Origin of the sequence: Paenibacillus sp. JNUCC32 (genome assembly GCF_014863545.1) — a bacterium.
GTDB classification, from domain to species: Bacteria; Bacillota; Bacilli; order Paenibacillales; family Paenibacillaceae; genus Paenibacillus_AQ; species Paenibacillus_AQ lautus_A.
Window position 1 is genome coordinate 3,321,757 of record NZ_CP062260.1, and the last position, 12,489, is coordinate 3,334,245.

The 12,489-nt window shown below is 52.5% G+C and carries 9 protein-coding genes; all 9 read right to left on the reverse strand.

Annotated features, from left to right (window positions below):
- Positions 1 to 56 precede the first annotated feature (56 nt).
- A complete protein-coding gene (metG, locus tag JNUCC32_RS14985; RefSeq protein WP_096773221.1) occupies positions 57 to 2,045 on the reverse strand; it encodes a methionine--tRNA ligase in 1,989 nt (662 codons plus the stop codon).
- A gap of 463 nt (positions 2,046 to 2,508) precedes the next feature.
- Positions 2,509 to 2,766, reverse strand: coding sequence for a membrane protein insertion efficiency factor YidD (gene yidD, locus JNUCC32_RS14990; protein ID WP_096773220.1), 258 nt, complete (start codon positions 2,764 to 2,766; stop codon positions 2,509 to 2,511).
- Positions 2,763 to 3,233, reverse strand: a complete 471-nt coding sequence (locus JNUCC32_RS14995) for a Fur family transcriptional regulator (RefSeq protein WP_009595022.1) — start codon at positions 3,231 to 3,233, stop codon at positions 2,763 to 2,765. The genes yidD and JNUCC32_RS14995 overlap by 4 nt, the downstream gene beginning before the upstream one ends.
- Before the next feature lie 233 nt (positions 3,234 to 3,466).
- Entirely contained in the window at positions 3,467 to 6,199 is a 2,733-nt protein-coding gene (locus JNUCC32_RS15000) for a copper amine oxidase N-terminal domain-containing protein (protein WP_192572505.1), read from the reverse strand.
- A gap of 155 nt (positions 6,200 to 6,354) precedes the next feature.
- Entirely contained in the window at positions 6,355 to 7,995 is a 1,641-nt protein-coding gene (locus tag JNUCC32_RS15005) for a glycoside hydrolase family 3 protein (protein WP_192572506.1), read from the reverse strand.
- 96 nt (positions 7,996 to 8,091) lie between these two features.
- A complete protein-coding gene (locus tag JNUCC32_RS15010) occupies positions 8,092 to 8,877 on the reverse strand; it encodes a response regulator transcription factor (RefSeq protein ID WP_192572507.1) in 786 nt (261 codons plus the stop codon).
- The gene (locus JNUCC32_RS15015; RefSeq protein WP_090910995.1) at positions 8,855 to 10,711 is read right to left on the reverse strand and encodes a cache domain-containing sensor histidine kinase; all 1,857 of its coding nucleotides are present in this window, start codon (positions 10,709 to 10,711) and stop codon (positions 8,855 to 8,857) included. Before JNUCC32_RS15015 ends, JNUCC32_RS15010 begins: the two co-directional genes overlap by 23 nt.
- 22 nt (positions 10,712 to 10,733) lie before the next feature.
- Positions 10,734 to 11,561: a carbohydrate ABC transporter permease gene (locus JNUCC32_RS15020; protein WP_015734433.1), complete on the reverse strand. Its 828-nt coding sequence runs from the start codon at positions 11,559 to 11,561 to the stop codon at positions 10,734 to 10,736.
- Positions 11,561 to 12,445 (reverse strand): carbohydrate ABC transporter permease, encoded by an 885-nt coding sequence (locus JNUCC32_RS15025; RefSeq protein WP_015734432.1) that lies wholly within the window; start codon positions 12,443 to 12,445, stop codon positions 11,561 to 11,563. The genes JNUCC32_RS15020 and JNUCC32_RS15025 overlap by 1 nt, the downstream gene beginning before the upstream one ends.
- Positions 12,446 to 12,489: the final 44 nt, after the last annotated feature.

Sequence of the window (12,489 nt, forward strand, 5' to 3'; positions counted from 1 at the left end):
GCGTACCCTTAACAGGGTACACCGTCTGATCCAACTTAATTCAACGCAGGCGTCATTTATTTCACGATGGCGCCGTTTGGCATGCCCTCCGGCACGGTTGCCAGCGTGAGCTGATCCCCGTAGGAAGCGGCCAAAATCATGCCTTGCGACATTTCGCCTCTAAGCTTCACCGGCTTCAGGTTTGTCACGCAAATCACTTTGCGTCCCACCAATTCCTCCGGCGTATAGAACTTCGCAATGCCGGACACCACCTGCCGCTGCTCAAACCCGAGATCCAGCTGCAGCTTCAGCAGCTTGTCCGCTTTCTTGACCGGCTCGGCGGCGATGACCTGTGCTACGCGCAGCTCAACCTTGGCGAAATCCTCGATGCCGATTTCCTCTTTGAGCTCCACAGGCTCCGCTCCGCTATCTGCGGACGAAGCTGCCGCCGAACCCGTAGGCTCTTCCTCGGCTGCCTTCTTGCCGCCAGTCATCGCTTCAGCGATGTAGGCCACTTCCAGCTCCGCATCCAAGCGAGGGAAGATCGGCTCGCCCTTTTGAAGCTTCGTACCAGCCGGTATCGCTCCGAGCTGGCGTCCGCTTTCCCAAGTTGTCAATTCCCCTTCCGCCAAGCCGAGCTGTTCCCACATTTTCTTCGGCGTGCGGGTCAGGAACGGCTGCAGCAGGATCGATGCAATCCGCAGCGTCTCGACCAAATGGCTCATAACGGAAGCAAGCTCATGCCGTTTGCTCTCGTCTTTGGCCAGCGTCCACGGCTGGGTCTCATCGATGTATTTGTTGCTGCGGCTGACAAACTGGCTGATCGCCGTCAGCGCAACCGAGAACTCCATATTCTCCATGGCAGTTTCGACTTTGTCATAAACGGACTTGGCCGCTTCCTCGATCGCGGCATCAAAAGGCGTTACGCCTGCCGAGAAAGCCGGAACCTCCCCGCCGAAGTATTTATCGACCATGGCCACGGTGCGGTTCAGCAGGTTGCCCAAATCATTGGCGAGGTCGGAGTTCACCCGCTCTACGAAGCTTTCCGGCGTAAACGTGCCGTCCGCCCCGAACGGAACTTCGCGCAGCAAGTAATAACGAAGCGCGTCGAGACCATACCGGTCGATCATCGTGACCGGGTCGACCACATTCCCTTTGGATTTGGACATTTTGCCGTCCTTCATGAGCAGCCAGCCGTGGGCAAACACTTTTTTCGGAAGCGGCACATCGAGCGCCATCAAGATGATCGGCCAATAGATCGTATGGAAACGCACGATTTCCTTGCTCATCAGGTGAACGTCCGCCGGCCAGTATTTGTCATACAGGCTGGTGTCCTCCGTACCGTAACCGAGTGCCGTGATGTAGTTCAGGAGTGCATCGATCCACACGTAGATGACATGTTTCGGATCGCTCTTGACCTTAACCCCCCACTCATAGGTTGTACGGGACACAGCCAGATCCTCAAGACCCGGTTTAATGAAGTTGTTGATCATCTCGTTCTTGCGGGATACCGGCTGAATGAAATCCGGATTCTCCTCGTAATACTGAAGCAGGCGGTCCACATACTTGCTCATGCGGAAGAAGTAGCTCTCCTCCTTCACGAGCTCCACCGGCCGGCCGCAGTCCGGACAATTGCCGTTGACCAGCTGACGTTCCAGGAAGAACGACTCGCAAGGCGTACAGTACCACCCTTCGTATTCGCCCTTGTAGATGTCGTCCTGCTTCAGCAGACGTTCGAATACTTCCTGCACCACCGTGGTGTGGCGCTTCTCCGTGGTACGAATGAAGTCTTCGTTCGATATGTCCAGCTTTTTCCACAGATCCTTGATGCCTGCCACGATGTCGTCAACGAACTGCTGCGGGGTTTTTCCGGCCTCTGCCGCTTTGCGTTCGATCTTCTGCCCGTGCTCATCGGTCCCCGTCAAATAACGGACATCGTATCCGCGAAGCCGTTTGTAGCGGGCCATGGCGTCGCCGGCCACCGTTGTGTAAGCATGTCCGATATGCAGCTTGTCGCTCGGATAATAGATCGGCGTCGTAATATAAAACGTCTTTTTGTCTGCCATTGTAACCTTCCTTTACCGTGAAATTGATTGTCGCATCAAGCGATTCCTTAGGAAAACCAGCAGTAAACAGCAAAAAACCCCCGCCCCTATGGGACGAGAGTTATTCTCACGTGTTACCACCCAAATTCCCCGTACCCTTGCGGGCAACAGGCTCATCTGCCGTCATACGGCGTCCATTAACGCTGGCTCACGCCGCTTCTTTACGGCAGCCACTGGCTGCAGCGCTCAAAAACGGATCCTCCAAGACCATTTTCCGAAATTCGCCAAGACCGGTTTCCAGCTCCTCCGGCTCTCTGTTCAAGGCAAGCTTTTCGTACTTATCTCTTCCTCGGATATACCTATAATTTCTTACATTTTAATCAAACGAGCCGCAGCGTGTCAAGGTGTGCATCGATCCAAGGCATCCCCTGGCTGCAGGCGGCATGCTTTCGGTTATCATCCATATGATACCCCACAAAAATCGCTATTCCTCTGTCAATGAAGACGACATCTTATCCTTGCGCGGCGGGACCAAATCGATGCCTCCAGGATGAAACGGATGACATCTCGCGATCCGCTTAGCAGCCAGCCAGGAGCCCTTCAGCGCACCATGCACCTCAATCGCTTCCAAGGCATATGCCGAGCAGGTTGGATAGAAGCGGCAAGTCGCCGGTTTCAGAGGAGAAATGAATTTCCGATAGAAGTGTATCGGCACCTTCACTACCCTGCGCGCCGTGCTCATGCCCGGCTGTCCCGATTTCCTCCACCGGCCTGCGAAGTTTCCTTATCGTTATTGTCCTTGCCGCAATCCCGGCAGTATCCGAACACTTCGAATTTATGCTGGACCACCTGGAAATCGTCCGGTGCATCGGTCAGCTGCATCGGGCAGAAGGTAATCGGATAGGTCTTCTGGCACTGCAGGCAGATCATGTGATGATGATGGTGTTCTTCGCTGCAGCGTCCCCGGAACTTGACGCCTTCCTCGAACACGACTTGCTCCAATACGCCAAGCTCGTACAATACCCGAAGATTCCGGTATACCGTATCAAAGCTCAAACCGCTGTACTTCCGGCCCATATATTCGTATACATCCTTGGCCGTCAAATATCCAGGATGTTCCCCAAACAATTTGGCAAGCGTCTTGCGCTGATCGGTAATGCGCAGCCCATGTTCCGACATGGCGTCGATGATCTGTTCCGTCGTAAGCATACGCAATAACCTCCTCTACTTGAAGATACTCTCTCCTTATAATGCCTGAAAAAAATGACAGCGTCAATGAAAGCGGTTGTGAACAGGCAAACCGCCTGCCAAGCAACCAGGAGCTTGAAAGGCTAACGGACGGCATAAACCTGCCCCTCCCTCGGCAAAAATCAACAAAAAGGACAGCCCGGGCCGTGTTTCGGCTGATGGGCTGTCCGCTTGTTGTTTATGAATAAATAGGATTAGTTCTTCACTTGCGGCAGCGGCTGGAGCAGAATGTTGATCGGCAGGCTGCTTCCCGGTGCTGCCGTAAACAGAATTTCCACCGTCTGCTCGTAATTTCCCGTACGATAGAGAACGGCGGCTTCATTCGGTGCAGATACCGCACCACCGCTGGTGTTCGGCGTCTGAATGATGTTTCCGTTCACCATCATCGCGCCCATGTATTTGCCTCCGCGCGGATTCAGCGTGATCAGCGTATTGGGTGCTACGCGGTGCAGCTTGATTTTGTACAGAACGCCGAAGTTACCGGCGTTGGATTGATATGAACCGTTAATGCCGTCATACCCTTCCAGGTTCGGATCGTTTGTCTTATCACCAATCGCAAGACGCGTAGGCGTGTTGCCTACCAAATCATAGGATTCAATGATTCGGGTCGAGTCCGGGTAGGTTCCCCGGTTATGAATGCCATCGGCCGGGTGAAGCTTCAGGTATGGCAGCTTCTGGATCGGATCCTTGGCTTCATCGATCATGATGACATCATATCGAATCGGCGAATCCGAATACAGGTCGGCAAACATGGACAGCACCTGCTGATTCTTCATTGTTTGCGCGCTCAAATCTTGCAGGATGATCCGGCTTTCGCCAGGGGCGAGCGAAATCGTCTTGAATGCATCCGCTGACTGCATGGACTCGAGATAGCGCTGCACAGCCGCTTTCCCCGTAGCAGTCGGAATGTTGATCGGACCGCCCAAACCGGTATACTCGGTGGTCAGACGCGCCGTCATCGTGTTGATGTTGGTCGCTACGACATACATCTTCATGTTCTTCCCGGTTGCATTCAAGTGGTGAATCATGAAGCGCGTGCTGGCATTGCCGATCTCGCGATATACGATACCTTCCTGATAGACGGTTTCCGGAGAGTTGCTGCGAATCAACAGGTACGGCTCGGAGCTTCTCGTAATCGGCATCAGATTCCATGTCGGCACGGCCGATCCGTCAAACGTGTATTTGTCGCCGATGCCCGTAAATAATTGATTGAATTGATCGCGCGTATACAACACTTCGCTTGTTACGTTGATGATTTTTTCGTATGAGCTGGTCGCTCCATGCTTATCGGTCACGATCAACAGCACTTTATGCGGCCCTGCCGTAAAGAAAGCCTGGTCGTTGTTTTCCCACTTAAACGTAATTTCATCGCCGGGATCGCTGTCATAACTCATGTTAATGTACGTAATTTTCTCGCCGATCTTGTATTGCTGTTTATCCGTGTCGAACATGGCCACAGGCGGCGTATTCGGTGCGGATACATGAATGCTCAAAATATACGGATCGCTCCACTCCCCGCTGGCGTCCTGTACCGAATAGGAAACCGTATGCACGCCAGGCTCGTCAAACACATCTTCCCGGCCTTCCCAATGCTCGTCTACGATAGCCAGGCCTGTCGGCGAATAGGCATTCGTCTTGTACGTTACCTTGGTTTGTCCGGCAAAGATTTCACCAGGCTGCACCGTAAAGGATGCCACCGGCTTGGAGCTCAGGCTCAGGATGATCCGCTTGTTCGGCTGGTCGACCCGGTAGGTGATGTCCAGCGCTTGCGTGATGCTGGTCAGCGGCACCATAAACGTATTATTGGACTGGTAAGCCGGTCCCTTCATCGATTTTCGAACGCCGTTCACCGTGTATACGCTGCTGTTCGTCTTAAAGCGCAGCTCATCGTTACCTCGGATAATAATCGTTTCCTTTGTCTTGCCGTCATAGGTCAGTCTCAGGCCGACACGGTCGACGAGGGATCGAATCGCGACATAGGATACGCCATTCTTGACTGCCATAGGCTGTCCGGCGGTATACGCTTTTCCGTTCTGATACATCTTGTTGCTGTTCATCATCAGGATCAGGTCATTCGGACCGAGGTTCGGTATGTTCGGAACCTCGCTGCCGGATCCGCCGCCGCTGCTGCCCCCCGGCTGTTCGCCGCTGTTGCTGCCGCTGCCCATTCCGGACAGATCGAGAATCACTTTCTTCTCCGGCTGGTTCACCGTGTATGGAATATCAAGCGCTTGCGTGATCGCGGTCAGCGGTACCATAAACACGTTGTTGCTCTGGTAGGCAGGGCCTTTCATCGGACGCACCTGTCCGTTGACTTTATAATTGCTGCTTCCTGTCGTGAATCGGAGCTCATTGCCATCCTTAATGATAATGGTTTCCTTCGTCTTATTATCGTAAGACAGCTTAAGTCCTGCGCGCTCCACCATGGCGCGAATGGCGACATAGGATACCCCTTGCTTCACGGCCATCGGCTGTCCCGCTTTGTACTGCTTGCCGTTATGGTACATCACATTGCTGTTCATCAGCAGCACCAGTTCGTTAGCGGCTGCATTGGTAATGCCGGCTTCGGGCTTGCTTTCGGCCGGGCTTCCCTCTTCGTTCTCAGATACTTCATTATCGGAAGGATCGCTTGCCGAGTCCTCCTGCTGTTCATTGGGTTCAGAAGGTGTGGCATTCGGATCGCTGGTCGTGCCTTCGATTGAATCGGAAGGTGTTTCTGTTGGCGTTGCCGGCGTTTCCTCCGCTTGCTGCAAGTCCGTCTGTTGTTCTCTGTTTGCCTGGCCTTGTCCTTCCACCGGGGACTGCAGCGCCGGTTGCCCGTTTAGCGCCGGAGCTGTAACATCCGGTGATTCAGCTGCCACGGGAAATGCCATGGATACTTGGGCCGCGGCAAGGACTGTAATCATCGAGATTCGTTTGAAATTCATTCTCTACTCCTTTAAAACTCTCAGTATAGTCTGTCTGCCTCTATTGGACATACTATTAGACGCCGACTTTCCCGAAAAGTTGCTCAGAAATGGCTGGAAAATAGGAAAACCGGAGCATTCCTAGGCAGGAAGACTCCGGTTTGGGCAACCATTATTTAATTATTGACATAGTCCTGATTACCGGTCCAGCCGAGAGGATAGGTCTTGCTGATCCCTACCGGAAGCTTACCCTCAGGCCTAACTTTGCCAACCAATACACCCGCGGCGGCATTCATGTAGTAAGGCGTATTCTCGTAGCTGCACAAATATGCGGGAACTGGCGGAAGATCATTGATATCGTACGGATTGCGGGTTGCGACGATAACGAGCGTCACATCCTCAAGCTCGCTCAGCCTGCTTACAAGCTTCTGCTGACCTTGCGGAAGACGGCTCTCAGAGGTGTACGTAGCCACCACGATCTGCTTATATCCTTCCGCGGCTTTAACGGCCTGCTCTACCTCTTCGTCGGACATATCCGTCCCGACGCGCAGATCGTCCGCCTGCACGCCGTAACTTCTCAGGGCATCCCCTAGCGTGTAGCTCTTGCTCCATGCTTCGTCGACCTGGGTCGCCTGAAGCAGCTCCGGCCAGATTACGGTAACCGCCTGCTCCGGCTTAAGAGGCAGCTGCCCTTCGTCTTTTACCAGCGTGATTCCCCTGCCTGCGATTTGAGCGAGCAGCTGTTTGGTCTCTTCGGCAACCTCGCCAATCGGGTGGACGGGAAGCTCTTCAGCGAGTTTCGCATTACGTTGTTTGAGCGCCAAAATCCGATCAACGGCTTTGTCGATCAGCTCTACCGGGAGTCTCCCGCCGCGGACAGCCTCGATGACCGCCGTAATCGCTGCCGTCTGCTCCGACAGCGTATGGCTGACCAGCACGCAGTCCGCACCTGCTTCGATCGCGCGGATCGCACCTTCCGGAATGCCGTACTCCTTGGAGATCGCATGCATCTCGAGGCAATCCGTCACGATCAAACCTTCGAAGCCCATTTCCTCCCTCAGCAGCCCCGTTAATACAGCATGAGAAAGCGTTGCAGGCAGATCACTCGGCTCAATGGCCGGGAAACTGACGTGAGCCGTCATGATGGCATCGACGCCGTCCTTGATCGCTTGTGCGAAAGGGAACAGTTCAACGCTGCGGAGCCGTTCCAAATCATGCGGTACGGATGCCCGCCCCAGGTGGGAATCTACGCTGGTGTCGCCATGACCCGGGAAGTGCTTGGCTGTAGCGGACACCCCTTCTTCCTGATAACCCTTAATCGCCGCAGTCCCGAGCTCGGCAACGGCATGGGGATCTTCGCCGAAGGAGCGCACGCCGATAACCGGGTTGCGCGGATTGTTGTTGACGTCGAGGCAAGGCGCGAAGTTCATGTTCACGCCGAGCGAACGCAATTCGCGCGCCCCGATTTGCGCCACCCTGTAGGCATCCTCTGCGCTGCCCGCTGCTCCAAGCGCCATATTGCCCGGAATTCGGCTGATGCCTTCATGATCGATTCGCGCGACCATGCCGCCCTCCTGATCAATCGAGATCAGTAGCGGAAACGGTTGGCTGCCCGAAGCGAGCTGCTGCAGGGATGCCGACAGTTCGGCAAGTTGAGGCAGCGTCTTCACGTTCCGGCGGAAGTAGCAGATGCCCCCCACCTGAAATTGTTCGATCAGTATGTTGGCATGCTCATTCGGCGTCAATGCGTTGAAGCCGCATATAAACATTTGTCCTACCTTTTGCTCTAGCGTTAAATCTGCTGCCGTCCATTTCATTGATTCCAAACCTACTTTCTATCAATTTAGAGGACGCCCGCAAGTCGGAAGTAGAAATCCTGATGATTATCTGCCTGCTTTCGTCCCATCAAAGACTCAGAGACTCGGCTCTCCGGACATTTCCCGGAATTCGGATGGCGTCATGCCGGTAGCCTTTTGAAATACCTTGGTAAAATACCGCCGCTCATGATAACCGACAAAGGAACCGATCTGTGCAATGTTCTTGTCGCTGTTCACTAACAGGAATTTGGCCGCCTCCATCCGCTGTCTCGTCAAATACTCCACGAAGGTAAGTCCGACATGATTCTTGAACAGCAAGCAGAAATAACTGGAGCTGATTCCCAGATGCTCCGAAAGCTCCTCGATCCCCAAATCCTGTCCCATGTGGGTGTTGATGTACTCCAGGGCAGACGATACCAATTGTTCGGGCATTTTCTTAACGGCTTCGGGGTTCGGAGCCTCGTCGATCAGCGAAACGGTATTGTAATACTTTTCTTTCGCCCTCTTCTTGCGGATTTCCTCCCCGATCTCCCGAATCTTCATCTCAAGCTCCCCGTAATGAATCGGCTTGCTGATATAATCCTTAACCCCCAGCTTGATCGCTTCACGGGCATATTCAAATTCCTGATAACCCGTCAGCAAAAAGATTTCCGCCCGGCTTCCTTTCTCCCGGATCTTCGTAATGAAGGTCAGCCCGTCCATGACGGGCATCCGGATATCGCACAGAATCAAATCCGGGTTATACTGATCCGCTACTTCAAGTGCTTCCATCCCGCTGCGGGCAAGTCCGACCACCTTCATGCCCATCTCTTCCCAAGGCAGAACCTTGCTGAGATTGTTCAGGATGGGAGCCTCATCATCAACCAATAATGCCTTCAGCATGCTGCCCTTCCCCCCTGTCATAATTGGGTATGACGCATTGTATAACGGTGCCGCCGGGGCGGCTGGAGCATATGAACAGCCCATAATAAGGACCGTACTGAATTCTAAGCCGATCGGCCACGCTTCGTAGTCCAAGTCCCCGCCGTTCCTGGTTTACTTTCAGGTTCTGCATCGTCGTCTGCTCGGATACGCCATCCTCGGACACCATATACTCGAACATGGACAACTGCTCAGAGGTCATGCCGAGTCCGTTGTCCTCCACCCGGATTACGACATTGCCGAGCTCCTTCCAAGCAGAGATGCGTATCCATCCCGTATAGGAAATTCCCTCAAAGCCATGCTGGATGCTGTTCTCCACCAGGGGCTGCAGCGTCAGCTTCAGAATGCGGCTGTGCATAAGCTCTTTCGGCACGTCGATTTCGTATTCGAACAGATCCTCGAACCGAAACTTTTGAATTTCAAGATAACTTTGAAGATGCTTGATTTCTTCATCCAGCGTAATTTCTTCCTTGTCCTGTATGCTGATCCGCAAAATGCTGGCAAGCCGGTACACCATCTCGCTGACCTTGCGCCCTTCATTCTGGACCGCAAGGACATTGATCGACTCCAACGTGTTAAACAGGAAGTGCGGCTTGATCTGTGCTTGCAGCACACGCATTTCCGCATCGGTCTTCTGCCTTTGCTCCTTCTTGATCTGCGCGAACAGATTGTTGATCCGGTTCATCAAATTGTTGAACCCTTTCGACAGCAGCAGAAGCTCATCCTCGCCCTTCTCTTCCACTCTCGCATTCAAATCCCCATCCTCCACGCGGCGCATAAACCGCACGATGACGGCAATCGTGCCGGTAATCCGGTTCATGAACAGGCGGTTGAACACAATCGCGGTAACCAGACAGATCCCCATGATGACAAAAAACCATTTGGCAAAGGAAGTTACCTCTTGCGACAGCGAGTTCCAATCGGTCACCGAGACGATATTCCAGCCATAATCGTTCAGATGATAAATGGAAACAATATTTTCTTTGCCGTTAAACTTGGCTTTAAAGCTTTGATAGCCTTGCTTAAACTCAACGTCACGCTTCATGTATTGACTAATATTTTGACCATCCATGCCGTTCTGCGGGTCAAACAGAATGAAGCCCTCATTGTTGACCAGCATGAATGAGGTGTTCTGCAGGTTGTTAGGGAGCGTCAGATTGCGGAAAATTTCCTCGAACTCCCATCTCTTGATCTGGACGACGAGAATTCCCAGCTTGCGGAGCGTCGTGACGTCTTTTATCAGCCTGATCTGGGTAAACACCGGATCCGCCCCCGTCAGTTCCGGAAATTCGTGCGGAGCCAGCCATTTGGGAATCCCGTTCAGCTTCACAACCTCTTCATACAAGGGACTGTTCTTAAACTGCTCATAAGGAAGCGTCCTGAAATCCTCTTTACTGAATATCGGAATGGGCGCTGATTCTTTGTTGAAATGATATAGAAACGCATAACTGATGGCAGGGTGATTATAGAGGAGATTGCGAAAGCTTCGCTGCCTGTCGTTCAATTTCAGCTGGTCCGCATTGGATTCCTTAATCAGGTTCTGCGCATCAGGATCCTTGGCATTCAGCGCCATTGCGAAGACGGAGGTGGCAATCCCGTTATCCGTGACGTACTCCATCTCCTTAAACACGTTCAAAATGCTGTAGCTGATCGCTTTTAGCGAATATTCGGCTTGCTGGCTGTACTTTTCCTCAATCGAGTTGTAGGTAATAAAGAATGTAAATAGGCCCAGCACAAATAACGGAATAATAATGAGCCCCAAAAAGGCCGTGAATAGTTTGTTCCGCAAATTCATACGCATGCTCCTGCTCCTCGTATTACCCCTTGACGCTTCCTGCGGTGACGCCTTCAATGATTTTCTCTTGCAGAACGGCATAGATGATAAGGACCGGCAGCACGCTGAATACGATCCCCGCCGACATCTGGGCGTAGTTCATATTGTAAGCGTCCCTGAAACCGACCATTCCGACAGGCAGCGTTCTCAGTTCATCATTCGATAGGAAGTAGTTAGCAAGCAAGAATTCGTTCCAGTTACCCAGGAAATTGATGATGAACACGGTAACGATAGCCGGAACGGTCAGAGGTAAGATAATTCTAGCAAACAAGCCTCCGGACCTCAATCCGTCTATGACCGCGGCTTCCTCGATTTCACCGGGCAGCGACCGCATGAAGGCGGCCAGAATAATCACAGAAAACGGGATGGCATTGGCAACATAGGGCAGAATCAGGGCCATATGCGTATTCAGAATATCCAGCTGCCTCATGATGCCATAAATCGGCAGCAAGAGGGAGTTATTCGGGATCAGCATCCCGATCAAAATACATTGAAAGATGATCGCGCTGATCCGGTTGTATCTCATCCGCGTCACGGCAAAAGCCAGCATTGCCGCAAACAGGATCGATAAGCAGGCCGACAGCACGCCGATGTATAAGCTGTTCCAGAAATACGTGCTGATCTTGGCGCTCACCCAAGCGTTCACGTAGTTATCAAACACCAACGTGCTTGGCAATCCAAACGGGTTCGTTGCAATGGACTGGTTATCCACCTTCACGGATGAGAACAGGACGAACAGGAACGGATACAGGATGACGAGCAAATAAGCCATCAGGAAAATGTGCGGAATCAGTTTCTTTAGTGCCCTCATCAGTATTCAATCCTTTCGTTGCGTCTGGCGATCAGCACCTGGTAGAGCACCGTTACGATAATCGTGAAGAGGAAAATCAACACGGCGATCGAATTGCCGAAGCCATGCTTGAAACTCGTAATCGCGTATCGAATCATATATGTTGCCATAACGTCGGTGGAGCCGGCCGGCCCGCCCTTGGTCATAACCAGGATAATGTCCGCGGCTTTCATGGCTCCCGCAATCGAAAGCATGATCACAACGGAGATAATAGGCATTATTAGTGGAAGCGTGATTTTGGTAGCCCTTTGGACGCCTGTCGCTCCGTCAATCGCCGCAGCTTCGTCAAGCTCCTTGGGAATGGACAGAATTGCGGCAAGGACCATCACAATGTAAAAGCCGGTCCATTGCCAAGCGTTTGTAATCAAGATGGCGATCATGGCCCATTTGCGATCCGACAGCCAGTAGATCGGCTCGATGCCAACCAATCCCAACATCTCATTCATCAGGCCAAAGTCCGGATTGTAGATGAATCCCCACAAAATGCCGATGACAGCCGTCGACATGATGGAAGGTGCGAAAACCGCTGTTTTATACAGCCCCTTCAAACGTTTGACGTTGGCGATAAGCAGGGAGAAAACCACGATGATCGGAACCTGGATCAAGCAGGAAAAAAGTATGAAATAGACATTGTTTCGGACCGCCTTCCAGAAGGCATCGTCATTCAGGGCGGTCACATAGTTATCGAGCCCGATGTACTTCACGTCTTTGGAGATGCCGTTCCAGCTCGTAAAGCTGTTGTCAAACGCAGTGAAGATGGGATATATGAAAAAAGCCAGAAACAGCAAGAATGCCGGCAGCACAAAAACGATGTAAATCAGAGGATTTCTCAGCGCTCTGTTCATGGTAACCTCCGTATTGATGTCTGATGTTGTTTAGGCGAAAGGGC

Coding starts and splice junctions, on each gene's coding strand:
- metG (WP_096773221.1), bottom strand. CDS start 2,045: ATGGCAGACAAAAAGACGTTTTATATTACGACGCCGATCTATTATCCG.
- yidD (WP_096773220.1), bottom strand. CDS start 2,766: ATGAGCACGGCGCGCAGGGTAGTGAAGGTGCCGATACACTTCTATCGG.
- JNUCC32_RS14995 (WP_009595022.1), bottom strand. CDS start 3,233: ATGCTTACGACGGAACAGATCATCGACGCCATGTCGGAACATGGGCTG.
- JNUCC32_RS15000 (WP_192572505.1), bottom strand. CDS start 6,199: ATGAATTTCAAACGAATCTCGATGATTACAGTCCTTGCCGCGGCCCAA.
- JNUCC32_RS15005 (WP_192572506.1), bottom strand. CDS start 7,995: ATGAAATGGACGGCAGCAGATTTAACGCTAGAGCAAAAGGTAGGACAA.
- JNUCC32_RS15010 (WP_192572507.1), bottom strand. CDS start 8,877: ATGCTGAAGGCATTATTGGTTGATGATGAGGCTCCCATCCTGAACAAT.
- JNUCC32_RS15015 (WP_090910995.1), bottom strand. CDS start 10,711: ATGAATTTGCGGAACAAACTATTCACGGCCTTTTTGGGGCTCATTATT.
- JNUCC32_RS15020 (WP_015734433.1), bottom strand. CDS start 11,561: ATGAGGGCACTAAAGAAACTGATTCCGCACATTTTCCTGATGGCTTAT.
- JNUCC32_RS15025 (WP_015734432.1), bottom strand. CDS start 12,445: ATGAACAGAGCGCTGAGAAATCCTCTGATTTACATCGTTTTTGTGCTG.